The organism is Verticiella sediminum (assembly GCF_007558815.1).
Classification (GTDB): Bacteria; Pseudomonadota; Gammaproteobacteria; order Burkholderiales; family Burkholderiaceae_B; genus Verticiella; species Verticiella sediminum.
Genome location: NZ_VLTJ01000039.1, coordinates 408,330 through 429,704 on the forward strand (window position 1 = coordinate 408,330; position 21,375 = coordinate 429,704).

Genomic DNA, 21,375 nt, shown 5'->3' on the forward strand with positions numbered 1-21,375 from the left:
CTCACCAACGGGGGGCGGCATGCAGGGGCAGTGTCTTTGCGGGGCGGTGACGATCACCGTGCCCGATGATCACTCACAGGTGGGCGTCTGCCATTGCGGCGCGTGCCGTCGCTGGGGCGGCGGTCCCTTGTTCGCGATTTCGCTGGATTCCGGGGTCGAGATCGGCGGGCGCGAGCACATTACCGAATACCGTTCTTCCGCATGGGCGCGGCGCGGCTTTTGCCGGCACTGCGGCACCCATCTGTACTATCGCGGCGAGAAAGGCCCGTCGTGCGCCGTGCCGGCCGGGCTGTTCAGCGATGCGCAGGGGCTGGTGCTGAGCGCGCAGATCTTCATCGATCGCAAGCCCGACTACTACGCACTCGCCAACGAGACGCCGACGCTGACCGAACAGGAAGTGCTCGCCAGGTACGGCGATCCTTCCTGAACGTTCGGCGCGCGCCGGGCGGCTCAATGCGCGAGCGGGCCGCGCAGGTGCGCCTGGGCCAGAGGGCGGTAGCGCTGCACGGGCGTCGGCGCCAGGCTGGTGTAGAGCGCCAGCGCGTCGAAACGACAGGCCTGAAGCATTGGCACGGGCGCCGGCTGTGCGGCGCCAGCGCGCCGGTACGGAAAGCGCGCCAGCGTCACGTGCGGGCGATAGGGGCGCTGTTCGATGGGCAGGCCGAGCGCGCGCATGTGTCCGTGCACCTGGGCGAGCAGTGCGAGCAGCGCCGGGCTGGCGGTGAACTCCGCCACCAGCACCCGCGGGCGACGCGGGTCGGGCCAGCAGGCGAGCCCGCTCATGTCGAGCATCAGGGGTGCATCGGCCAGGTGTTGCAGCACGGCGGCAAGGGCATGCCCGGCCGCCGGTGCGATGCGTCCGAAGAAGGCGAGCGTGATGTGCAGGTCGACCGCCGCGAGCCGGTGCGCATCCTGCGGCGCGGCCATGGCGGCCAGCCGGGCGATGCGTCGCGCATCGCTCGCTGCCGGCGCGAGCGCCAGAAAGCAGCGGTTCCATAGGCGCTCGTCGATGTCCGTGCTTGGCATGGCGCGCGTGGGGCAGTGGGCGTAGCCCTTACTCTATCGTGATGTCGGCGGCCTCGATCACCTTGGCCCAGCGCTCGACCTCGGTGTCGATGAAGGACTGGAAATCGGCCGGGCTGCCCGACTGCGGTTCCAGGCCGAGATCGAGCAGGCGCTGGCGGATGCCGGCATCCGCGAAGATGGCGTTGACGTCGGCGTTGAGCGCTTGCACGATGGCTGGCGGCGTGCCGGCCGGCGCGATCAGGCCGAACCAGCCATGGCCGATGACTTCCGGCATGCCCTGCTCGGCAAACGTGGGCACATCCGGTGCGATCGCCGAGCGCTGGGCCGAGGCCACGCCGAGCACGCGCAGCCTACCCGCGGCGATGTGCGGCAGCGCCGTCGTGATGGCGGTGAGGGTGGCGTCGACGCGCCCGCCCAGCAGCTCGGTGTAGGCCTGTGCGTCGCCCCGGTAGTGCACGTTGAGCGCGTCGAACTTGCCGGTCAGAGCGAAGAGTTCGGCGGCCAGGTGCGGGCCGGAGCCGCTGCCCGGCGAGGCGAAGTCTACGCCCTTGGGCTGCTTGCGCGCGTATTCCACGAAATCGGCCACCGAGTGCAGCGGCGAATCGGCATTGACGATCAGGAACACGGGCCCGATCACGGGCGGGCCGACGGCGACGAAGTCGCGATGGATGTCGTAGGGCGTGTTGGCCTTGCCCGCCGTATTGACGGCGAACGGCGCCGCGCACCACAGCAGGTGGTAGCCGTCGCCAGGGCTGCGCGCGATGGTCTGCGTGCCGATGCGCGTGCCGGCGCCGGGCTGGTTCTCGAGCACGAACTGCTGGCCGTATTTCTCGCTCAGGGCCTGGGCCACCAGGCGGCCGGACGTATCGTTGGAGCCGCCCGGGCCGTAGGGCGAGATGATGCGTACGGGGCGCTCGGGATAGGTGCCGGCGGCGCGGGCGGCGAGCCAGGGGCTGAGCCCGGCGGCGCCCAGGGCGGCGATGAAATGACGGCGATGCATGGTCTGTCTCCGTGTCGGGGCCCGTTCTGGTGGCGGGTATGGGTTCGCGGCAAGTAATCCGGAAGGGTGTGGGCGGCGGCGTTCACGGGATGTGGCGCGTCGGCGCCAGCCCGGTGGTGACTTCCACCTGCTGGACCAGGCCGATCAGGGCTGGCGCGTACACGCGCTCGAGCGCGCGCGACGCCACGCGCTCGCCCGCGATGGCGCAGTTAAAGAGCAGCCGGTGCTGGTGATAGTGCAGGCGCGAGGCCACGCCCACGCCGTGCACCCCCAGGCCGGCGTCGCCCTCGTTCAAGGCATAGCCGCGCCGCGGATAGAGCGCCACGTTGCGCTTGACCGTGTCGAGCATGGCGGCGTGTTCCTGCGGGCGTTCCGATTCGACCGCGTCCAGCGCCTGCGCGAACGCGTCGGCATCCAGCGTGGCGAGCCAGGCGCGGCCCATGGCGGTGGTCATCACCGAGCGCGTCGCGCCCGGCGCGGGCAAGGCCAGCGTGCCTTCGCGATGCGTGCAGGTTTCGAGGTAGATCACCTGGGTGCCCTGGGCCACGCCGATCGATACCGCGCCGCCGATGCGCTCGGCCAAGGCCTGCATGGGCCCGCGCGCCAGATTGCGCAGCGGCAGCCCGACCAGGTAGGGATAGCCCAGGCGCAGCACGCCCACGGAAGGCACGTATTTGTCCTGCGTGCGGTCCCAGGCGAGGTAGCCCAGTTCGACCAGCGTGCGGCACAGGCGCGAGACGGTGGCGCGCGGCATGCCCAGGCGCTGGGCGAATTCGCGATTGCCCAGCGGAAGGCCGTCTTCGCCGAAGCATGAAAGCAGCGCAAAGGCTTTGGCGATCGTTCCGCCAAAGGCCGGATGGGTGCGCCGCTTCTCCTGGATGAGCTCTTGTATGGGCTGCGCCATGGTGTCCGTCTCCTTGGAGCAGTCTGGAATCGCCCCGTAGGCGTGTCAATTAACGGGCTTCGATTTCAATATATGGAATCGATGCGTAGGCGCGTCAACCGCGGGAACGCAGCAAGATGGGCCGCGACGGCCGAGAGACGGTGAGAGCGCGCAGGCAGGGGCGGGCGCGACCGGCACGAGCGGGAACGTGCGGAGTTGGCCTGCAGGGCAGGCATGCAGCGGCAATGTGCGAAAGCCACGCGCGAGAGAAGAACGCGAAGAAGGGCGCGAGCAAGCAGCGCAAATCCGGCCGGTCAGGCCTTCGCAAGCATCAGGAAACTCGGGGGAAACGCCATTTCCGGGAGAAGGAAATGGTGGGCGGTACAAGGTTCGAACTTGTGACTTCCACCGTGTGAAGGTGGCACTCTACCACTGAGTTAACCGCCCGGGCGGCTGGCGCTCTATTGCCTTGGCTGCAAGACAGAACCAACTAGCGCCGCGCTAGGAAGACTTGAATTCTACTATGGAATTTTTGACTTTGTAAAGTGATGCATCGCGGACATTCCGGAGCTCAGGCGGCCTCGGGCACGGCCGCCAGCTTGCGCCACACGCTGGCTCCCTTGGCTTCCTTGTCCAGCCCGTCCAGATAGGTTTCATGGGCGTGGACTTCCTCGGGCGTGGCGGCCAGCACCGGCAGCACGACGCCGGCCAGGTCGGCAATGCCGCCCGCATTGGCTGCGGCGCCCACGTTGTCGGGCACGTCGATCACCAGGCTGTTCTGGCCGCGCGTCATGGCCAGCCAGACTTCGGCGAGCAGCTCCGAGTCGAGCAAGGCGCCGTGCAGCGTGCGGTGCGCGTTCGAGATGCCGTAGCGGTCGCACAGCGCGTCGAGCGAATTGCGCTTGCCCGGGTGCAGTTCGCGCGCCTGCAGCAGCGTATCGATCACGCCGGCGCAGAGTTCCTTGAACCCCGGACGCTGCAGCCGCCCCAGTTCGGCGTTGAGGAATTTCACGTCGAACGTGGCGTTGTGGATGAGGATGTGGCCGCCCTCGATGAAGTCGAGGAACTCGTCGACCTTGTCCTCGAAGCGTGGATGCCCGGACAGGAACTCGCGCGACAGACCGTGCACCGCCTGCGCGCCGGCGTCGATGTCGCGGTCAGGGTTCAGGTAGGTGTGGAAATGCCGGCCGGTCAACTGGCGGTTGACGATCTCCACGCAGCCGATTTCGATCACGCGGTGCCCGAGTTCGGGTTCCAGTCCGGTGGTTTCGGTATCGAGGACGATGTGGCGCATGGGCATGAGCGGCAAAGGGGAGGCGGAAAGACGAAGCGGCCGCACGATGCGGCGGCCGCGGTCAAGGATAACAGGATTGGCCGGCCGGCTCAGGCGCCGTGGGGCCTGGCGGGCGGTGCCGGCGGCACCGGCGGCGGGATGGCCGGCGCCGGCTCGACGGCGGGCTCCTCCACGAAGCGATGGCGCATCCGGCGCGGCGCGATGAGGGTGTAGACCACCGGCACCACGAACAGCGTGAGCAGGGTGCCCACCGAGAGCCCGCCCACGATCACCCAGCCGATCTGCTGGCGCGACTCGGCGCCGGCGCCCACCGCCAGGGCCAGCGGCACCGCGCCGAGCACCATGGCGCCGGTGGTCATGAGGATGGGGCGCAGGCGCAGCACGCTCGCCTCGATCACGGCGTCCAGCATGCCGTGACCCTGCTCGCGCAACTGATTGGTGAACTCCACGATGAGGATGCCGTGCTTGGTGATGAGCCCGAGCAGTGTGATCAGGCCGATCTGGCTGTAGATCGAGAGGGTGCCGCCGGACAGCCAGAGGGCGAGCAGGCCCCCCGTCAGCGACAGCGGCACCGACATCATGATGACGAAGGGGTTGCGCCAGCTCTCGAACTGCGCGGCGAGCACCAGGTAGATGAAGACCAGCGCCATGCCGAAGGCCAGATAGATGCTGCCGGAGGAGTCGCGGAACTCGCGAGCCTGTCCGTCGAGGTCGGTCTGCACCGTCTCGGGCAGCACGCGGGCGGCGACCTCGTACATGACGGGCAGCACGTCGCCCAGCGAATAGCCGGGCGCGAGATCGGCTTCGATCTTGGCCGAGCGCAGCCGGTTGAAGTGGTTGAGCGATTGCGGCGAGGCGGCTTCGCGCACGTCGAGCAGGTTGGCGAGCTGCACCATCTCGCCGCCGCGCGTGCGCACGTAGATGCCGGCGATGTCGGCCGGCTCGGCCCGGCTCGAGGGCGTGACGCGCACCATCACGTCGTACTGCTCGCCGTCGCTGTTGAAGCGGGTCACCTGGCGCCCGCCGAGCATGGTTTCCAGCGTGCGGCCGACCACTGCGACATCCGCGCCGACGTCGGCGATGCGCTCGCGATTGACCTCCACGCGCAGCTCCGGCGTGTTCAGGCGCAAGTCGGAATTGAGGTTGCGCAGGCCCGGGTAGTTCGCCAGCTCGGCCATGAACCGGTCGGCCACGCCGGCAAGCTCCGGATAGGACATCTGCGAGAGCAGGACGAACTCCACCGGGGACGCGCGCGCCGACTGGCCGAGCGAAGGCGGATTGGAGACCACCGTGCGCACGCCCGGCAGGCTGGCGAACTGCGGCCGTAGTTCGTTGGCGATGTCCTGCTGCTTGCGGTCGCGTTCGCCCCAGGGCTTGAGGCGCAGCACGGAGGTGCCGTCGGTGACGGTCGGAAAGCCGGCCGTGGACTGGAACGCGGCGCGCTCCGGGATGTTCTGATAGAACTGCTCGGCGCGCGCGAGATAGCCGATCGTGTAGTCGACCGTCGCGCCCTCGGGCGAGAACACCCGCGAGAAGATCGCGCCGCGGTCTTCCGTGGGCGCGAGTTCGCTCGGCACCACGCGCAGCAGAAGCACCATCGAACCCGCCACGGCCAGGCCCAGCACGAGCACCGGCGCGCGATGGCGCAGCGCCAGGCGCAGCAGGCGGCGATAGCCCGTGGTCAGGCGCTCCAGGATGCGTTCGATGGCGTTGTAGATGCGCCCGTGGCCGCTTTCGTGGCGCAGCAGCACCGAGCACATCATGGGCGTGAGCGTCAGCGCGACGAAGCCCGAAAGCAGCACCGCCGAGGCCAGGGTCAGGGCGAACTCGATGAAGAGCCGGCCCGTGCGGCCGGTGGCGAAGGCGAGCGGCGCATACACCGTGATCAGGGTGAGCGTCATCGCGATCACCGCAAAGGCGATCTCGCGCGAACCGCGCAGCGCCGCCTGCATCCGCGGCACGCCCTCCTCGATGTGCCGGTAGACGTTCTCCAGCACCACGATGGCGTCGTCCACCACCAGGCCGATGGCCAGCACCATCGCCAGCAGGGTGAGGGTGTTGATGGAGAAGCCGAGCGCATACATGATGGCGCAGGCGCCGATCAGCGATACCGGGATGGTGACGATGGGAATGATGCTCGCGCGCAGGCTGCGCAGGAAGAACACGATCACCACGACGACGAGCACCACCGCTTCGAGGATGGTCTTGTAGACCGACTTGATCGACTCCTCGATGAACACCGACGAGTCGTACGACAGGTTCAGCCGCATGCCCGCGGGCAGGTCGTTGTTGATGGTTTCGATCTCGGCGCGCGCGGCCTGCGACAGTTCCAGCGGGTTGGCGGTGGACTGGCGCACCAGGCCGATGTTCACCGCGGGCGCGCCGTTGAAGCGCGACTGAACCCGCTCGTCCTTGGGGCCGAGCATGACCGAGGCCACGTCGCCGATACGCACCGGATAGCCGCCCACCGTGGTGAGTACGATGTCGCGGAACTGCGCCGGTGTCGACAGGCCGGTGTCCGCGACGACCGAGAACTCGCGCGCGAGCGATTCGATGCGGCCGGCGGGGATCTCGACGTTCTGGGCGCGCAGGGCGGTCTCGACATCCTGCACGGTCAGGCCGTAGCTGGCGAGCTTGTCGCGGTCCACGTCGATGCGCATCGAGGGCAGGCGCTCGCCGAACACGCGCACCTCGGCCGCGCCCGGCAGCACCGACAGGCGCGGCTTGATGTAGCGGTTGATGTAGTCCGAGGTCTCGATCTGGTTCATGGTGCCGGACTCGACCGCGATGTAGATGATCGGCTGCGAGTCGGCCTCGACCTTGGCGATGACGGGTTCGTCGACCTCGTCGGGCAGGTTGCGCCGCACGCGCGAGACCTTGTCGCGCACTTCGGCCGCCGCGGCATCGGGGTCGCGGCCCAGGCGAAAGCGCACGTTGATGTTGCTGCGCTCGGAGCGGCTGGTCGAGGTCATCAGTTCGACCCCCTCGATGCCGGAGATCGAGTCTTCCAGGGGTTTGGTGACCTGCGATTCGATGACGTCGGCGGCTGCGCCGGCGTAGGTGGTGCTCACCGACACCACGGGTTCGTCGATCTGCGGGTACTCGCGCACGGGGAGCCGCTCGTACGAGACCAGGCCGACGATGAGGATGATCAGCGAGAGCACCGTCGCGAAGACGGGCCGCTTGATGCAGGTGTCGGATAGAACCACGAGGGGCCTCTGTCAGCTGGCGGATACGAGGGTGACGGCCACGCGGGTACCGTCCTGGATCTTCTGCAGCCCCGCGGTGACGACCTGGTCGCCGGCTTGCAGACCTTCGAGCACTTCGACCATGCCGCCCCGGCGCTGGCCGATGCGGATCGGCACCTCGCGCGCCTGCCCGTCCTCGACACGATAGACGTAATGGCCGTTGTTGCGCAGGCCGAGCGCGGTTTCCGGCACCAGCAGGGCCGAGCCTTCGGCGAGGAGCAGGTTGACGCGTGCGAACATGCCGGGGCGCAGCGCGCCGTCGGCGTTGTCGACCTGCGCGCGCATGAGCAGGGCGCGGCCTGCCACGTCCACCAGCGGGCTGATCGCCGTCACCTCGGCCTGCCAACGCCGCTTGGGCAGGGCGTCGACCGTCAGCTCCAGGCGCTGGCCGATGCGGATCTGCGGCAGGTAGAGTTCGGGAATGCGAAAGTCGACCTTGAGCTGGTCGATGGCCTGCAGCGTGACCAGATCCTGGCCGACGGTGACGTAATCGCCCACCGAGACCGAGCGCAGGCCGATCTGGCCGTCGAACGGCGCGCGGATCGTCGATTTGTCCATGCGCGCCTTGGCGAGCGCCAGGTTGGCGCGCTCGACCTGTGCGGTATTGCTCGCTTCGTCGCGGCTCTGGCGGCTCATGAAGCCTTCGCGCTGCAGCTCGTCGGCCCGCTTGAACTTGCTCACCGCCAGTTCGTGGTTGGCGCTCGCCTGCTGGTACTCGGCGCGCACGATCGAGTCGTCCAGTTGCAGCAGGACGTCGCCGCGCCGCACGCTCTGGCCTTCGCGAAAGGCGATGCTGCTGATGCGCCCGGCGATCTCGGGCCGCACCATGACCGAGTCGTCCGCGACCAGGCTGCCGACGGCGTTCAGGCGCTGGTCGAGTTGCGCCGCGGCCACTGCCATGGCTTCGACCGCCACCGCGGGGCGCTGCGCCGCGGCGGACGCGGCATTGGCCGCAGGCGTCGCGCTACCCGGCTCCGGGGCCGCAGTGCCCGACAGGTGGCGCGGAAGATAGAACCCCGCCGCCGCCCCGAGGACGGTGGCGACGGCGACTGCAGCGGCAATGAGGGCAGGACGCATAGACAGGGGGAAGGGCGGCGCATGGGGCCGCGCAGGCTTGGGGCGGGAAGGACGCGGCGCGAAGTTACCGAATGTACCACCAGGAGCACTCGCGCGGCGTATGCCGTTGGCCCGGATGGCCGCCCCTGAAACGCGCTGAGGCACGACAGCGGTGGGACCGCGCTGCGCGACTTAAGTTTCCCGGCGCTGGCGCATCTCGAGCACGCCCTGGTTGGCGAGCACGTCGGCGCGCTCGTTGCCCGGGTCGCCGGCATGCCCGCGCACCCAGCGCCAGTCGATGTCGTGCCGTTCACGCTCGGCATCGAGTTCGCGCCAGAGGTCGGCGTTCTTCACGGGCTTCTTGTCGGCGGTGATCCAGCCGCGCCGCTTCCAGCCGCCGATCCACTCGGTGATTCCCTTCTGCACATATTGCGAGTCCGTGTGCAGGACCACCCGGCAGCGGCGTTTCAACAGGCGCAAGGCCTGGATCACCGCCATCAGCTCCATGCGGTTGTTGGTGGTCAGCGGTTCGCCGCCGTGCAGCGTCTTCTCGTGCTCGCCGGCGCGCAGCAGGGCGCCCCAGCCGCCGGGGCCCGGGTTGCCCTTGCAGGCGCCGTCGGTCCAGATCTCTACGGTGTCCATGGGTTCGTCGTGGTTCGTTGCCGGCGCGGCGGCCGGTGCGCCAGCGGTCGGCGCGGCTGGCAAGCATACACGTCCCCGGGGGGGCCGGGACGGCGCGGCTACTCGCGCGTCGGCGGCTCGGTGTGGCGCCGGCTCAGCGTCACGGGGCGCGCGGCGGTTGCGCGGCGCTTGCGCTTCCAGGTGGCCGTGACCATCTGCATGCCCTGCACGCGCTTGACCGCCGAGACCACGTAGACCGCGCCGCACACGGGCCACCAGCGATCGCCCGCCTTTTCCATGAAGGCGTAGCGGCGCAGCCATTTGGCGCTGGACACCGGCGGCACGTAGCAGCCGAAATGGCCGCGGTCGAGATCGAACGAGAGCAGCTTGAGCCAGTCCTTCAGGCGCGGGATGGACAGCAGCCGGTCGCATTCGGGCAGCCAGTCGCGGCGTGAGAGCCGATGGCGCAGCGTCCACAGGCTCCAGGGGTTGAAGCCCGTGATGACCAGCCGGCCTTCGGGCATGAGCACGCGCTCGGCCTCGCGCAGGACCCGGTGGGGGTCGCGGGCGTACTCCAGGGCATGCGGCAGGGTCAGCAGATCGACGCTTTGCGTCTCGAGCGGGAGATCCTCCAGCGTGGCCAACACCTGGGCGTTCCAGTGCGGCGCGAGCGGCCCGGGCGGCAGCTCCGGGCCGAGGTAGGCGTGAAAGGGGATGCGGTTGGCGCGCAGGCTGTCAAAGCCGGGCAGGCCGGCCTGCACCGCATGAAAGCCGAAGGCGTTCTCGACCGCCGCGTCCACGCGCGCCTGCTCCCACGCCTGGACGTACTCGCCCGCCGGCGTGGTGAACCACTCGGTCAGTTTTACAATGGCGGCGTTTTCGGCGGTCTGCATGGCGCGGGCTGCGGGGTGACTGGAGGAGGTGAGCAATGAGCCGAATCGAACAGGACGCGGCCGTGCCGCAGGGCATATCCGGCGTGGGGGCGTTTCAGGACAACTACATCTGGCTGATCCGCCGTGGCGATCGGCTGGCGGTGGTGGACCCGGGCGACGCAGAGCCGGTGCTCGCGCACCTGCGTGCAAGCGAACTGCGGCTCGACGCCATTCTACTCACCCACCATCATGGCGATCACGTCGGCGGCGTCCAGGCGCTGCGCGCCCATGCGCCCGGCGTGACGGTGTACGGACCGGCCACCGAACAGTTGCCGCACTGTGATGTCCGCCTCGCCGAGGGCGGGCACGTGAGCCTGCCCGAACTCGATCTGGAACTCGGGGTGCTCGACGTACCGGGGCATACCGCCGGGCACATCGCGTACCACGGCCGCGCCGCCGGCGCGCAGCCCGTACTGTTCTGCGGAGATACGCTGTTCGCCACCGGCTGTGGCCGGCTCTTCGAGGGAACGCCGGTCCAGATGCACGCGTCGTTGGCCAAGCTGATGGCGCTACCGGCCGATACGCAGGTATATTGCGCCCACGAATACACCTCGTCCAACGTGCGCTGGGCCCTCGCGGTCGAGCCGGGCAATGCCGAGCTGCAGGCCTGGCGCGACCGAGTGCAGCGGCTGCGCGACGCGAACGAACCGACCGTGCCGACTCGCCTTGCGCTGGAGCTGGCGGTCAACCCGTTCCTGCGCACGACAGAGCCCACGGTCGTCGCGGCCGTGACCAACCAAGCCGGGCGTCCGCTGCAAGGCGGCGCCGATGTCTTTGGCGCCTTGCGCGCTTGGAAGGATGACTTTCGTTGAATCCTGAATTCCCCCCCGAAGGCTGCCCGTCCGCGGCGCCGCGTAGCCGAGAAGGCTCCTGCTCGGCAGCAACCTCATCCCGGTCCCTTCCCGCCGCGTCGGCATGGCGGCGCATGCGGGCATGGCTGGCCGCCGGCGCCGCCGTGATGCTGGCGGCCTGCGGCACCGTACAGCAAAGTGCGGGCCCGGTCAGTGCCAGCCCCTCGCTCGCCGGGCTCGCGCCGCAGCCGAGTTTCCCCACCGTCGATGTCGCCGCGCCGCCTGCGGACGTCTGGAAGCGGCTGCGCCGCGGGTTCGCGATGCCGGACCTGCAGACGCGCGAGGTCGCGCTCTGGACCGATGTCTACGCGTCTCGGCCGGACATGATCCGGCGCATGATGGAGCGCTCCAGCCCCTATCTGTATTTCATCCTCGAGGAAATCAACCGCCGCGGGCTGCCCACCGAGCTTGCGCTGCTGCCTTTCGTCGAGAGCGGCTGGGACCCGACCGCGCTGTCGCGCTCGAAGGCGTCGGGGCTGTGGCAGTTCATCCCGAGTACCGGGAGGCACTTCAAGCTGCGCCAGGACGATTGGGTGGACGAGCGCCGGGACCTGGTCGCCTCGACCCAGGCCGCGCTCGACTATCTGGAATACCTCTTCAACTTCCAGGGCGACTGGTATCTCGCCCTCGCCTCGTACAACTGGGGCGAGGGCGCGGTGATGCGCGCCATGCAGAAGAACGAGGCGGCCGGGCTGCCCACGGACTACACCTCGCTCGCCATGCCCGACGAGACCCGCAACTACGTGCCCAAGCTGCAGGCCATCAAGAACATCGTCGCCGAGCCCGCACGCTACGGCGTGACGCTGCCGAACGTGGCGAACCAGCCGTACTTCGTGCGCGTGGCGCGCGCCGGCGACATCGACGTGCCGCTGGCCGCCCGCCTGGCCGGCATGTCGGTGGAGGAGTTCACGGCGCTCAACCCCGCCTTCAACCGCGGCGTGATCTCGCGCGAGACGGGCAAGCCCATCCTGCTGCCGGTCGGCCAGGTCGATGTGTTCCTGGCCAACCTGGACGCTTATGACGGCCCGCTGGTCACGCCGCAGACCCGGCCCGCGCCGGCCGCCGTGGCCAAGGCCCAGGCGCAGGGTCAGGCCGCCCGCGCAGCGGCCGGCAGCCAGGCCGGCAAGGCCCGGGCGGCTGCGCGCACGCGCACCCACCGCGTACGCTCGGGCGACACCTTGTACAAGCTGGCCGAACGCTACAGCACCACGGTACAGGCGTTGCAATCCCTGAACCGCCTGAGCCATTCACGCCTGCGCGTCGGGCAGCTCATCCGCGTGCCGGGCGCCGGCTGAGCGGATCTTCACGTTTTTTCACCAGGATTCATCCTCATGGGCTTTCTTGCCAACAAGCGCATCCTCGTCACCGGGGTGCTTTCCAACCGCTCCATCGCCTACGGCATCGCACGCGCCTGCCATGCGCAGGGCGCCGAGCTGGCGTTCACCTACGTGGGCGAGCGCTTCAAGGATCGCGTGAGCGAGTACGCGGCCGAGTTCGGCAGCGACATCGTGCTGCCCTGCGACGTGGCCGAGGACGACCAGATCGAAGCCGTGTTCACCGAACTGGGCAAACGCTGGGACGGCCTGGACGGCCTGGTGCACGCCATCGGCTTCGCGCCGCGCGAAGCCATCGCCGGCCGCTTCCTGGACGGCCTGTCGCGCGAGGCCTTTCGCATCGCGCACGACATCTCCGCCTACAGCTTCCCCGCGCTGGCCAAGGCCGCGCTGCCGATGATGCAGGGACGCGCGGGCTCGGTGCTGACGCTGTCGTACCTGGGCGCGGAAAAGGTCGTGCCCAACTACAACACCATGGGGCTGGCCAAGGCCGCGCTCGAGGCCAGCGTGCGCTATCTCGCCAGCGACCTGGGGCAGCTCGGCATCCGCGCCAACGGCATCTCGGCGGGCCCGATCAAGACCCTGGCGGCCAGCGGCATCAAGGATTTCTCCAAAATCCTGCGCTACGTCGAGTCGCAGGCGCCGCTGCGCCGCAACGTCACCATCGACGACGTGGGCAACGTGGCGGCCTTCCTGCTGTCGGATTTGGCGGCCGGCGTCACGGGCGAGATCACGCACGTCGACGGCGGGTTCTCGACGGTGGTGCCGGGGATGGAGGAGTAGGGCAGGGATATGGGAGCAGGGCGAAAGACTCGCTGCAGCGGTCAGTCGCCCGCCGAGACCTCGGGCGATATGCCGGCTCTGCGGCACCAGTAATCCCATGCCCGGCGCATTTGCGGCGCGTCGGGCGCCACCTGGCTGCGGATCTCGATCTCGCCCGGCGAGAGTGGACGCATGGGCCCCAGCCGGGACGCTTCGAGCTGCACTTGTGCGTTGACGGGCAGATAAACGGAGATTTTTACGACCTCGATGAGAGATCGTCCGGTTGCCGTAAAGCCGTGCCCTCGCATGAGCACCACTTTATTGGATCCGAGCGTTTCGGCAAGATCGCGGCCCTGGTCCATATCGACCACCAGGAGGTTCGTGTCTCCGAAGGAGTCGCGGATGTCCCAGCGTGGAATCACTGCCCCCATGTCGCTGGCGACATGGATGACGGCTTGCAAGGGAACGTCGGTGAGCGTGAAAGGCAATACGGGCACGGCATGACTGTGCACGACGGCCTGCACATCGGGGCGCTTTTCATAGATCGCGCCGTGAATGTGCCGTTCGAGGTAGGGCGTGGGCGAGGCGGCGTCGACGGGCTTGCCATCCAGACCATATTCCATGATGTCGCCGGCCGTCACCAGGGCGGGGCTGATCGAGCGGGCGATCAAGTATCGATCGGGATTGCGCGGATGCCGGATGCTGACGTGGCCATAGGCGTCGACGACCCCTTCGTTGGCGAGAATTCGATTGGCAGCAACCAGGTCATGCAGGACCTGCGGGTCGAGCGCGCGCTGACGGGTATCGGTGTTCATTCGAGTCTCGCTCCTGATTGTTCGACGATTTCTTTCCACTTCGACGATTCGTCGGCAATGAAGCTGCGAAACTCGTCCGGTGTCATCGCTTGTCCGCTCGCCCCGATTTGCTCGAGGCGTTGCCGCACGTCGGGGCGCTGCATGATCTTGCGGGTCAGCGAATTGTATTCATCGACGATTTCCGGCGGCGTGCCGCCGGGTGCGATGATGCCGAACCACGTGGGTGTTTCGAATCCCGGCAGGCCCAGCTCTTTCAGGGTGGGCAGCTCGGGAAGCGCAGCCAGCCGCTCGTCGCTGGCCACCGCGATCGGCCGAACCGCGTCACGCGCAAGCAGCGGCATGAGTTCGGTCGGTGTGCTGAAAACCAGTTGCAGGCGTCCTGCCATTACCTCCTGCAAGGTCTGGCCGCTGGATTTGTAGGGCACGTGAACCATTTCCACACCCGCCCTGGATTTGAACAGTTCGCCGAACAAATGGGCCGTGTTGCCTATGCCCGATGAACCGAAGTTGAATTGCTGCGTCTTCGACTTCATGAGCGCGATCAACTCAGGCAGCGTATTGGCGGGAATCGAGTTGTTGATGACGAGTACGAACGGCACGCGGCCGATGAACGCCACCGGCGCAACGTCCTTGTCGGGGTCGACGGGCAGCGATGCATAGAGCCAGCGGTTCGTCGTCAGCATGTTGGCCGATACGATAGCGATGGTATTTCCGTCAGGCGCGGCTCTCGCCAATGTTGCCAAGCCGATGTTGCCGCCGGCGCCGGGTCGGTTCTCCACGACAAACGAGCGGCCTGTCTCCTGTGAATACGCATGCGCGAATGCACGCGCCAGGGCATCGACGGTGCCGCCCGGCGGGTACGGCGCGATGAACGTGACCGGCATCAACGATGATGCCGGCTGTGCTTGCGCTGCCGGCATCCCGCCCAGGCAGAAGGCCAGTCCTATCCCGAGTGTTGCGGCCGCTCGTCTGCGGCCTTTCGCGATCCGTTCGACGGCTTTGGATGACTGATCAAGCATGAACATATCTCCTCGTTTTGTATTCGAATGCCGGTGTCGTGCTGCCTGGCCGGTCAGCGCGCGCCGGGCGAATCCTGCGGCAGGTCGTTAGGCCCGGCGCGCCGGTGCGGGCGGTTGTCGGAGGGCTATGTGAATGTTCTTGATCTGAGTGAATGCAAGGAGTTCGTCGAGGCATTCCTCCCGACCTATGCCGGATTGCTTGTATCCGCCGAAAGGCGCGCCGAGAAAGTGCTGTGTGACCTGGTTGATCCACACATAGCCCGCCTGGACGGCCGCGGCGGCGCGGTGAGCAACATTCAGATCGTTCGTCCAGATCGAGCAGGTCAGCCCGTATTCGAGTGAATTCACCGCGCGAATCATCTCGCTTTCGTCCGCCCATTTCAGGACGCAAAGCACAGGGCCGAATATCTCCTCTCTCGCGATGCGCATGTGCGGCTCCACGCCGTCGAATATCGTCGGCCGGATGAAAAATCCTTTGCTCAGCTTCGGGTCGTCGGGGAGGGTGCCTCCGTACACCAGTCGCGCTCCTTCGCTCTTGCCCAGCGCGATGTAGTCGAGAACCCTTTGGAATTGATCGGAGCTGATCAGCGAGCCCATCGTCGTAGCCGGATCATCGGGCAGGCCGGGCACGAATCGCGCACACTTTTCAGGCAGCCTTGCGAGCACCTTTTCGTGCAGCGACTCATGCACGAACAGCCGGCTGGTCGAACCGCACGATTGCCCACACCATGAGAAATTCATGCCCGACACGATGGCCTCGGCCACGTCCTCGGGATCGGCATCGGGATAGGCGATCAGGGCGTTCTTTCCGCCGAGTTCGAGAATGACCCGCTTCAAAGTCTGCGCGCCCGCGCCCATGACGGCCTTGCCGGTTGGTACGCTGCCGATCAGCCCGACGATGGCGACGCCGGGATGGCGCACCAGGCAGTCGCCCGTGTCACGATCACCCGGCAGCACGTTGAATACGCCGGGAGGAACATGCGGTAAAGCGAGCTGTGCCAGGCGCAATGCCGACAAAGGTGCCTGCCGGGCGGGTTTGGCGATCATCGCGTTGCCTGCGGCCAATGGCGCTGCCATCTTGCCTGCCACGAACGAGAACGGATGATTGAAGGCTGCGATGCGCACCGCCACGCCCAGCGGTTCGCGAACGGAGAAATTGACTGCGTGCGGGCCGACGGGGACCGAGTCTCCTTTCATCTCCGTCACCAGCCCCGCAAAGTAGTCGAGCTTCTCCGCCGCATTGCGCACGTCGGCGCGCATCATCCAGACAGGGTTGCCGCTGTCCATCGCGTCCAGATGAGCGAGTTCCTCCGCGTGGTCGCGAATATCCGCGGCCAGACCACGCAGTCTGCGCGCGCGCTCCAGGGCAGGAATCGACTGCCATTCGGCGAAGCCGGCCTGCGCGGCTGCCACCGCCAGGTCGACGTCGTCTTGTCCGGCGCATGCGACATGGGCCAGGATGGCGCCGGTGGCCGGCGCGATGACCGCCTCATACTTGCCCGTCACCGGGGGATGCCACCGGCCGCCGTAGAACAGGTCGTAGCGTGGCGGTGCCGTGGCGCCATACCCGGCGTCGGCGGGCAGATGATCAATCGTCATGTCCGGCCTCCCGTTGCGCGCCGGCGAGCGAGTTGCGCAGGTTGTTGTCCCACTGCGCGGGCACCAGTACATCGACCACACAGAAGTTCCCGGCCAAGGCAGCCTGGATGGCGTCTTCGAGAACCGCGTCGAGTTGCGACGGCTCTCTGACCGGCCCGAACGTCAGCGCGCCTTGCGCAGCGGCAATATCCACGAGCTTGATGTCGGGCTCGGTCAACTGCTGCGCCACCCATTTGTTTTCCAGCGGGCGCTTGCGGGTTCTGGCGACACGCTCCTGGTGCACGACATCATTGAAGTAGGTGCGGTTGTTGTTGACGATCACCAACAAGGGCAGACGATAATGTGCCGCTGTCCACCAGGCGTTCGACGACATCATGAAGTCGCCGTCGCCGACGACCGTCACGACCAGGCGGTCGCTGTCCTTGAGCGCCAGGGCCGCACCGATCGCGATTCCGGGGCCCGAGCCGATTCCCGCTCCACCGTCGGTTCCCAGATAGTCCAGCGGGCCGGTGAAGCGATAGTGCCGGGCCGACCAGCCCAGAGGCAGGCGGGCAAAGCAGACTCGACGGCCGGAAGTCGTCCGGATGACGGCGTCGCCCAGCCTGTCGAGCGTGATTCCTTCCGATTCCGGTTCAGCGCTCTGTTCCACAGGATTGCCGGGTGTCTGCGGCGCGGGGCGCGACGCTGCGGGTTCCGCCGGTTCGGGCACGCTCAATTCATCGAGCAGGGCCTGGACCAGGTGATCGACCGTGGACGAGACATGCAGGCGAGCCCGTGGCAGGGCCTGATGGTCCATGCTCCAGCCATTATGGACATGGTGATCGAGAGAGCAATGGAAGACATCGGTCCTGTCGCTATCGACGTGGGCGGCATCGAGCGTGCCTCCCAGGTCGACCCAATCGAGCGCCAGAATGGCATCGGCTTCGTGCAGGAGCGCTGCCGTTGCGGGTTCCATGAAACGCATGGGGGCCATCGCATGCAGGGGGTGCGTCGTCGGGAAGGAGGCCGCTACGCGCAGATCCGTGAGGACCTGCGCGGACAGAAACTCCGCCAGCCTGACACGGGCGTCCCAGCCCTCCTGGCTACGCGAGGTTCGCCCGATCAACAGCACGGGGCGTTTGGCGCCGCGTAGCGCCCGGGCAATGGTCCGCACGGCATCGGGGGGAGGATACGGCGCCTGGTACGACACGTAGCGCGTCAGGTCGCACGGGGCCGCGGGCTGCGGCGCAGGCGCTTCCTGGAGCGCGACGTCAAGGCACAGATATACCGGCCCGGGCGGCTCGGCGTGCGCCAAGGTGGCGGCACGCGCGAAAGACTGTGCTGCCGCTCCGATGGAGCTCGGCTGGTCATCCCATTTGATGAACTGGCGTACGAGAGCGGCTTGGTCCTTCGCGGTATGGATCCAGTCTATCCATGGCCTGCGTTGCGCGGCGTCCACGGGGCCGGTCCCGCCAACGAGCAGAACGGGGCAGCGGTCGCACCACGCGTTGTATATGGCCATGGTCGCATGCATGAGCCCGACATTGCTGTGCAGTGCGACCGCGATGGCCTGGCCGGTTGCCTTGGCATAGCCATGCGCGATGGCGACAGCGTGTTCCTCGTGCAGGCACAGAATCATCTGGGGGTCTTCGTTGCCCAGATGGTTCACCAGGCTGTCGTGCAGACCGCGCAGGCTGGATCCCGGGTTCAAGGCGATGTATCGAACACCCAGGTCGCGCAGCATCCTGGCCAGCAGGTCGCTACCCCAGGCCGGCGGGCACGCTTCGGCTATGTACGGGGTTTCTGCGTTTACCTTGATCAATCCGTCTCTCCGGCGTGGTCGCGACCATCGGTGACGGTCTCGGGAGACGTACTATAGTGTTCGAAAACGAGCTGGAAAATCACATAATTTGGTACGACTGCACGATGAAATCGCCCAATCTTTCGATACGCCAGCTCCGCGCTTTTCTGACGCTTGCAGAGGATGCCAACTTCCGTCGGGCGGCGGAACGATCCCATCTATCGCATTCCGCGTTCAGCTCGTTGATACGCACCGTCGAGGAACAGCTCGGCGCCAAGCTATTCGATCGAAACACCCGGCATGTATCGCTGACGCCCCAGGGTCAGTTGCTGGAGGCCTCGGCACGCAGGTTGATAGGAGATTTCGACCGCTTTCTCGACGATTTCCAGGCGCACGAGAATGTGCAGAAGGGCAGAGTCAACGTCGCAGCCCTGCCGTCGATCGCCGCAGCGTGGATGCCGCGCGTCCTGGAAGCGTTTCAGATGCGTCATCCGCACGTAAAAGTCGAGCTCCTGGACTTGACCTCCGGCGCTTGCCTCGAAGCGGTGCGCTCGGGCCAAAGCGATTTCGGAATTTCGTCCATAGACCCGAACTCGCAGGATATCGAGGCAGAGTTCCTGTGCGACGACCCGTTCTTCGTGGTCTGCAGACAGGATCATGCCCTGGCAAAGAAGCGCAGGATCAGTCTCGAGGATTTGGCCTCGATCCCCTTCATTCAGTTGGCGCATTCGAATACGATCCGACAACAGATCGAGGCGCTCTACCACCCTGCGTCGCTACGTCCGGTGATGGAAGTCACGCAGCTCGCTACCGTGAGCGGGCTGATCGAGGCCGGATTGGGTATCACGCTGATGCCGAACCTGGCCCGAGCTCAGTTCGACCGGCCGCCGCTCGTCATGCGCCCGCTCCATCGGAATACCCTTGCACGGCGCATTTACCTCATCCGACGGAGCGAAACGACGTTCTCTCATGCTGCCCAGGCCTTGTACGACCTGCTGCACCAACGGCTTTGAGCGAGCCGGCCGCAAACCGAACCGCACATGACGGCGACTCGGCTTGCATGAAGTCGAAAGGCTGTGCAGGAACGAATTGGCCCGATACTTCACCGGCAAGCGTCCGGTTCATATCTATTCCCAGGTCCAGGGTATGTGTTCGGGCTCCTTCCGAAAAGTCGTTTGTAGGCGTGGCCGCCATGATTCGCAGCCCAGCGCGGGACAGCGTCATCGTGAATAAACGTCATCGTGAATAAAAAAAACCCCGCGCCGGCGCGTGCCGGGGCGGGGTTGGAAGGCCGGGCCGGTCGTCGCCCGGCCTTGGCACCTTCTCAGATGCGCTTGATCTTCTCGAGCATCTTGTTGACGCCCTTGGGCGCGTCCTTGAAGAGGCGCTTGAAGGACTTGCCCAGGCAGCGACGCTCCAGGGTGTTGCGACGCACGCGTTTGCGTTCGGCCATGACATTCTCCAGGAAAAGGCGGGAAAAGCCCGCTATTCTATCCCAAGCGGCCTGCGGAAACACTTTCCGGCGAGCCGACAACGAGAAAGGAGACCCCATGTCCACTGACTACCCGCTGCTCGCGGGCCGCTACGCCGAGGTCGCGCCTGGCGTGAAGCTGCACTATCGCGCCTGCGGTCCGCAGGATGGCCGCCTGCTGATCTTTCTGCACGGTTTTCCCGAGGCGGGCTTCATCTGGGAGCCGCACCTGCAGGCGATGGCCGGCGAGTGGCTGGCCGTAGCGCCGGACCTGCGCGGCTACAACCTGTCGAGCAAGCCGGCCGAGGTCGCCGCCTATCGTCCCGACGCGCTGGTGGGCGATCTCATCGGTCTGATCCGGCACTTCGGCCGCGAGCGGGCCACGATCGTGGCGCACGACTGGGGCGGGGCGCTGGCCTGGAACCTGGCGATCCTGCATCCCGGGTACGTCGAGCGGCTGGTCATCGTCAATTCGCCGCACCCGGTGCTTTTCGCGCGGGCGCTGGCCAGCGACCCGGCGCAGCAGGCGGCGAGCGCCTACATGAACTGGCTGCGCCAGCCCGGTTCCGAAGAGGCCCTGGTGGCCGACGATTTCCGGCGCCTGGACGGCATGCTCGCCGGTCATGGGCAGAACGGGGCCTGGTACACCGAGGCCGAACGGGCGCGCTATCACGCCATGTGGTCGGTGCCGGGCGAGGGCGGCAGCCACGCCATGACGGGCGCCGTGAACTATTACCGCGCGTCGCCCCTGCGCCCCCCGAGCGCGAACGACCCCGCGCCGCCGCCGCAGCTCGATCCGACGCGCTGGCGCACGGGTGTGCCGGTGCGCGTGATCTGGGCCACCGACGACCTGGCCCTGCCAGCCAGCCTGGCCGACGGCCTGCCCGAAGTCTGCGCCGACCTGCGCGTGTGGCGCATCGCCGACGCCGGGCACTGGGTGGTGCACGAGCGGCCCGACGCGTTCCAGGGGCTGCTGAAGGCGGCGCTGCAGGACATGGGGTAGGGCGGGGCTGCGCTATACTCCGCAGGTTTTATCCTTCGCAGTTCACCTGCGCATGTCTTTACCTTCTCCCTCACCGCGTCGCAAGCCGCTGCATGAACGGACGATCCAATTGCGTTCGTACGTGCGCGAAGACGGTCTTTACGATCTCGAAGCCGAGCTTCTGGACACCAAGGCCTATGACTTCACGAGGCGGCAGGGAGTTCACAAGGCGGGCCAACCGGTTCACCATATGCACGTGCGGGTGACCTTCGATACTTCCTTCACCATCGTCGATGCGGTTGCCTGCTACGACGCCGCTCCCTACGGCGATCAGTGCATGTCGATCGCTCCCGCGTATGCCGATCTCGTCGGCATGAATCTGCTGCGGGGCTTTCGCCAGCGGGTGAAGGAGCGTTTCGGCCGCACGGCTGGCTGTATCCACATGTCCGAGCTTGCCGCCGTGTTGCCTACGGCGGCGGTCCAGACCATGGCCGGTCAGGAAGGCGGTGAGGCGCGGCGCGCTTCGGAAACCCGGCCGTTCCACCTGGACGGCTGCCACGCGCTGCGCGTGGACGGGCCCGTGGTGGCGCGCGAGTATCCGCGCTGGTATGTCACACCGCAGCAGCCGCAGGCGGCAGGCGGCGCGACGTGCGGGACGGAACTCGACGAAGTCATTCCCTCATCTTCAAGCGACTCTTAAGG

20 protein-coding genes and 1 tRNA gene are annotated in these 21,375 nt (G+C 67.1%); 7 read left to right on the plus strand and 14 right to left on the minus strand.

What is annotated here, in order from left to right; genetic code table 11:
- The first annotated feature begins 19 nt into the window (after window positions 1–19).
- Complete coding sequence (locus tag FOZ76_RS21335) at window positions 20–427, plus strand: GFA family protein (RefSeq protein WP_143950286.1); 408 nt, start codon at window positions 20–22, stop codon at window positions 425–427.
- Window positions 428–450: 23 nt separating this feature from the next.
- Here the strand turns inward: FOZ76_RS21335 and thpR are convergent, their stop codons facing one another.
- From thpR to FOZ76_RS21380, 9 genes are all read right to left on the minus strand, one after another.
- Complete coding sequence (thpR, locus tag FOZ76_RS21340) at window positions 451–1,026, minus strand: RNA 2',3'-cyclic phosphodiesterase (protein WP_143950287.1); 576 nt, start codon at window positions 1,024–1,026, stop codon at window positions 451–453.
- 28 nt (window positions 1,027–1,054) lie between these two features.
- Entirely contained in the window at window positions 1,055–2,026 is a 972-nt protein-coding gene (locus FOZ76_RS21345; protein ID WP_143950288.1) for a Bug family tripartite tricarboxylate transporter substrate binding protein, read from the minus strand.
- A gap of 82 nt (window positions 2,027–2,108) precedes the next feature.
- Window positions 2,109–2,930, minus strand: coding sequence for an IclR family transcriptional regulator (locus tag FOZ76_RS21350; protein ID WP_143950289.1), 822 nt, complete (start codon window positions 2,928–2,930; stop codon window positions 2,109–2,111).
- Window positions 2,931–3,281: 351 nt separating this feature from the next.
- Window positions 3,282–3,356 (minus strand) — tRNA-Val (locus FOZ76_RS21355).
- A gap of 124 nt (window positions 3,357–3,480) precedes the next feature.
- Window positions 3,481–4,203: a DNA polymerase III subunit epsilon gene (dnaQ, locus tag FOZ76_RS21360; protein WP_143950290.1), complete on the minus strand. Its 723-nt coding sequence runs from the start codon at window positions 4,201–4,203 to the stop codon at window positions 3,481–3,483.
- An 89-nt stretch (window positions 4,204–4,292) separates the two neighbouring features.
- On the minus strand, window positions 4,293–7,412 hold the full coding sequence (locus tag FOZ76_RS21365; RefSeq protein ID WP_143950291.1) for an efflux RND transporter permease subunit: 3,120 nt from the start codon (window positions 7,410–7,412) through the stop codon (window positions 4,293–4,295).
- 12 nt (window positions 7,413–7,424) lie between these two features.
- Window positions 7,425–8,528, minus strand: coding sequence for an efflux RND transporter periplasmic adaptor subunit (locus FOZ76_RS21370; RefSeq protein WP_143950292.1), 1,104 nt, complete (start codon window positions 8,526–8,528; stop codon window positions 7,425–7,427).
- A 171-nt stretch (window positions 8,529–8,699) separates the two neighbouring features.
- Window positions 8,700–9,149 carry a ribonuclease HI gene (rnhA, locus tag FOZ76_RS21375; protein WP_143950293.1) on the minus strand — a complete coding sequence of 150 codons (450 nt, stop codon included), beginning with the start codon at window positions 9,147–9,149 and terminating at the stop codon, window positions 8,700–8,702.
- A gap of 98 nt (window positions 9,150–9,247) precedes the next feature.
- The gene (locus FOZ76_RS21380) at window positions 9,248–10,021 is read right to left on the minus strand and encodes a class I SAM-dependent methyltransferase (RefSeq protein WP_143950294.1); all 774 of its coding nucleotides are present in this window, start codon (window positions 10,019–10,021) and stop codon (window positions 9,248–9,250) included.
- 35 nt (window positions 10,022–10,056) lie between these two features.
- Between FOZ76_RS21380 and gloB the strand changes: the two genes are divergently transcribed.
- From gloB to fabI, 3 genes are all read left to right on the plus strand, one after another.
- Window positions 10,057–10,872: a hydroxyacylglutathione hydrolase gene (gene gloB, locus FOZ76_RS21385; RefSeq protein ID WP_143950295.1), complete on the plus strand. Its 816-nt coding sequence runs from the start codon at window positions 10,057–10,059 to the stop codon at window positions 10,870–10,872.
- A 113-nt stretch (window positions 10,873–10,985) separates the two neighbouring features.
- Window positions 10,986–12,206 (plus strand): transglycosylase SLT domain-containing protein, encoded by a 1,221-nt coding sequence (locus tag FOZ76_RS21390; protein ID WP_143950296.1) that lies wholly within the window; start codon window positions 10,986–10,988, stop codon window positions 12,204–12,206.
- 36 nt (window positions 12,207–12,242) lie between these two features.
- A complete protein-coding gene (fabI, locus tag FOZ76_RS21395; RefSeq protein ID WP_143950297.1) occupies window positions 12,243–13,028 on the plus strand; it encodes an enoyl-ACP reductase FabI in 786 nt (261 codons plus the stop codon).
- Window positions 13,029–13,069: 41 nt separating this feature from the next.
- Here fabI and FOZ76_RS21400 read toward each other — a convergent pair whose 3' ends face one another.
- The 4 genes from FOZ76_RS21400 to FOZ76_RS21415 all read right to left on the minus strand — a co-directional run bounded on the left by FOZ76_RS21400 (window position 13,070) and on the right by FOZ76_RS21415 (window position 18,241).
- Window positions 13,070–13,822: a class II aldolase/adducin family protein gene (locus FOZ76_RS21400; protein WP_143950298.1), complete on the minus strand. Its 753-nt coding sequence runs from the start codon at window positions 13,820–13,822 to the stop codon at window positions 13,070–13,072.
- Entirely contained in the window at window positions 13,819–14,841 is a 1,023-nt protein-coding gene (locus tag FOZ76_RS21405) for a Bug family tripartite tricarboxylate transporter substrate binding protein (protein ID WP_170235566.1), read from the minus strand. Before FOZ76_RS21405 ends, FOZ76_RS21400 begins: the two co-directional genes overlap by 4 nt.
- 87 nt (window positions 14,842–14,928) lie before the next feature.
- A complete protein-coding gene (locus tag FOZ76_RS21410; RefSeq protein ID WP_143950300.1) occupies window positions 14,929–16,440 on the minus strand; it encodes an aldehyde dehydrogenase family protein in 1,512 nt (503 codons plus the stop codon).
- Window positions 16,430–18,241 carry a thiamine pyrophosphate-binding protein gene (locus FOZ76_RS21415; protein ID WP_246129689.1) on the minus strand — a complete coding sequence of 604 codons (1,812 nt, stop codon included), beginning with the start codon at window positions 18,239–18,241 and terminating at the stop codon, window positions 16,430–16,432. Before FOZ76_RS21415 ends, FOZ76_RS21410 begins: the two co-directional genes overlap by 11 nt.
- Window positions 18,242–18,345: 104 nt before the next feature.
- Between FOZ76_RS21415 and FOZ76_RS21420 the strand changes: the two genes are divergently transcribed.
- Window positions 18,346–19,233 carry a LysR family transcriptional regulator gene (locus tag FOZ76_RS21420; protein ID WP_143950301.1) on the plus strand — a complete coding sequence of 296 codons (888 nt, stop codon included), beginning with the start codon at window positions 18,346–18,348 and terminating at the stop codon, window positions 19,231–19,233.
- A 311-nt stretch (window positions 19,234–19,544) separates the two neighbouring features.
- Here FOZ76_RS21420 and FOZ76_RS28215 read toward each other — a convergent pair whose 3' ends face one another.
- Complete coding sequence (locus FOZ76_RS28215) at window positions 19,545–19,673, minus strand: hypothetical protein (protein ID WP_281283023.1); 129 nt, start codon at window positions 19,671–19,673, stop codon at window positions 19,545–19,547.
- A gap of 97 nt (window positions 19,674–19,770) precedes the next feature.
- Between FOZ76_RS28215 and FOZ76_RS21425 the strand changes: the two genes are divergently transcribed.
- Both FOZ76_RS21425 and FOZ76_RS21430 read left to right on the plus strand, forming a co-directional pair.
- Window positions 19,771–20,694, plus strand: a complete 924-nt coding sequence (locus FOZ76_RS21425) for an alpha/beta fold hydrolase (RefSeq protein ID WP_143950302.1) — start codon at window positions 19,771–19,773, stop codon at window positions 20,692–20,694.
- A 52-nt stretch (window positions 20,695–20,746) separates the two neighbouring features.
- On the plus strand, window positions 20,747–21,373 hold the full coding sequence (locus tag FOZ76_RS21430) for a DUF2889 domain-containing protein (protein ID WP_143950303.1): 627 nt from the start codon (window positions 20,747–20,749) through the stop codon (window positions 21,371–21,373).
- The last annotated feature ends 2 nt before the right edge of the window (window positions 21,374–21,375 follow it).

Coding starts and splice junctions, on each gene's coding strand:
- FOZ76_RS21335 (WP_143950286.1), top strand. CDS start 20: ATGCAGGGGCAGTGTCTTTGCGGGGCGGTGACGATCACCGTGCCCGAT.
- thpR (WP_143950287.1), bottom strand. CDS start 1,026: ATGCCAAGCACGGACATCGACGAGCGCCTATGGAACCGCTGCTTTCTG.
- FOZ76_RS21345 (WP_143950288.1), bottom strand. CDS start 2,026: ATGCATCGCCGTCATTTCATCGCCGCCCTGGGCGCCGCCGGGCTCAGC.
- FOZ76_RS21350 (WP_143950289.1), bottom strand. CDS start 2,930: ATGGCGCAGCCCATACAAGAGCTCATCCAGGAGAAGCGGCGCACCCAT.
- dnaQ (WP_143950290.1), bottom strand. CDS start 4,203: ATGCGCCACATCGTCCTCGATACCGAAACCACCGGACTGGAACCCGAA.
- FOZ76_RS21370 (WP_143950292.1), bottom strand. CDS start 8,528: ATGCGTCCTGCCCTCATTGCCGCTGCAGTCGCCGTCGCCACCGTCCTC.
- rnhA (WP_143950293.1), bottom strand. CDS start 9,149: ATGGACACCGTAGAGATCTGGACCGACGGCGCCTGCAAGGGCAACCCG.
- FOZ76_RS21380 (WP_143950294.1), bottom strand. CDS start 10,021: ATGCAGACCGCCGAAAACGCCGCCATTGTAAAACTGACCGAGTGGTTC.
- gloB (WP_143950295.1), top strand. CDS start 10,057: ATGAGCCGAATCGAACAGGACGCGGCCGTGCCGCAGGGCATATCCGGC.
- FOZ76_RS21390 (WP_143950296.1), top strand. CDS start 10,986: ATGCGGGCATGGCTGGCCGCCGGCGCCGCCGTGATGCTGGCGGCCTGC.
- fabI (WP_143950297.1), top strand. CDS start 12,243: ATGGGCTTTCTTGCCAACAAGCGCATCCTCGTCACCGGGGTGCTTTCC.
- FOZ76_RS21400 (WP_143950298.1), bottom strand. CDS start 13,822: ATGAACACCGATACCCGTCAGCGCGCGCTCGACCCGCAGGTCCTGCAT.
- FOZ76_RS21405 (WP_170235566.1), bottom strand. CDS start 14,841: ATGCTTGATCAGTCATCCAAAGCCGTCGAACGGATCGCGAAAGGCCGC.
- FOZ76_RS21410 (WP_143950300.1), bottom strand. CDS start 16,440: ATGACGATTGATCATCTGCCCGCCGACGCCGGGTATGGCGCCACGGCA.
- FOZ76_RS21420 (WP_143950301.1), top strand. CDS start 18,346: ATGAAATCGCCCAATCTTTCGATACGCCAGCTCCGCGCTTTTCTGACG.
- FOZ76_RS28215 (WP_281283023.1), bottom strand. CDS start 19,673: ATGGCCGAACGCAAACGCGTGCGTCGCAACACCCTGGAGCGTCGCTGC.
- FOZ76_RS21425 (WP_143950302.1), top strand. CDS start 19,771: ATGTCCACTGACTACCCGCTGCTCGCGGGCCGCTACGCCGAGGTCGCG.
- FOZ76_RS21430 (WP_143950303.1), top strand. CDS start 20,747: ATGTCTTTACCTTCTCCCTCACCGCGTCGCAAGCCGCTGCATGAACGG.